This is a genomic window from Paenibacillus sp. GYB004 (genome assembly GCF_036577605.1).
Taxonomy (GTDB): Bacteria; Bacillota; Bacilli; order Paenibacillales; family NBRC-103111; genus Paenibacillus_AB; species Paenibacillus_AB oceani.
Genome location: NZ_JARBDB010000024.1, coordinates 1 through 820, shown reverse-complemented (window position 1 = coordinate 820; position 820 = coordinate 1). Strand labels below are relative to the sequence as shown.

Here is an 820-nt window from a genome sequence, read left to right as displayed (position 1 = left end):
AACCCTGTCGTTCCGACAGTTCGTGTAAGGATTACACAGCAAGAAGTCTTTTGCCTTCGGCAAGAATATTCAGGCTTGCGTTAAAGTCTCGGTCGTGATGCGCTCCACATTCCGGGCAGTCCCATTCGCGCAACTTCAAATCTTTTACATCTTTGTGCTTATAGCTACAGCAGGAGCATAATTGCGAAGATGCGAATGTTGAGCCTACAGCCACTACTATGCGGCCATACCACTTCGCTTTGTACTCTAGCATGGAGCGAAACATCGACCAGGAAACCTCGCTAATGGCCTTGGCTAACTTACGATTCTTGACCATATTGGCTACCTGTAAATCTTCAATCGCAAGGAATTTATAAGCTTTATTCACTACCATTGCTTTTCACTTCACTTTCTGATTTTGGATATACGTTCTTATCTGCTCTTTTGTATGTTCACTGGCTGTTGCAACAAAATAAGAAGGATTCCAAAAATTGCCTCCCCACAATCTCTTTTTAATCTCAGGAAACTCTTTAAAGTGCGAGTTCAAAAAGTCCGGTTTTCAGCACCGAGAAGATGGGATGAAGCTAGGAAATGAGGAGCGGAGCGTAGTGAAAGCTACGTGAGCACCGGAAGTTCCGGCTGAATTCCATATTCGATGTTGAGTTGGCTTCCTGATCGGCTTCGTGATCAAAAGCGGACTTTTTGAACAACCTCTTAAACAAAAGTCTCGCGGAAACACCTTTTAACGCATTAATCATACCAGGTATTGAATGCTGTGGTGTACATTCCACTAAGAGATGAATGTGATCGGAGTCGCTTTCAATTTCAGATATAGTGAAGT

At 43.3% G+C, this 820-nt stretch carries 3 pseudogenes; all 3 read right to left on the bottom strand.

Features of this window, described 5'->3' with window-relative positions:
- Positions 1-31: 31 nt before the first annotated feature.
- Positions 32-361, bottom strand: a pseudogene (locus tag PV433_RS10570) (RNA-guided endonuclease TnpB family protein); the annotation flags it as partial.
- An 18-nt stretch (positions 362-379) separates the two neighbouring features.
- A pseudogene (locus PV433_RS10565) lies at positions 380-505 on the bottom strand (transposase); the annotation flags it as partial.
- A 190-nt stretch (positions 506-695) separates the two neighbouring features.
- Positions 696-820: pseudogene (locus PV433_RS10560) on the bottom strand (transposase); the annotation flags it as partial.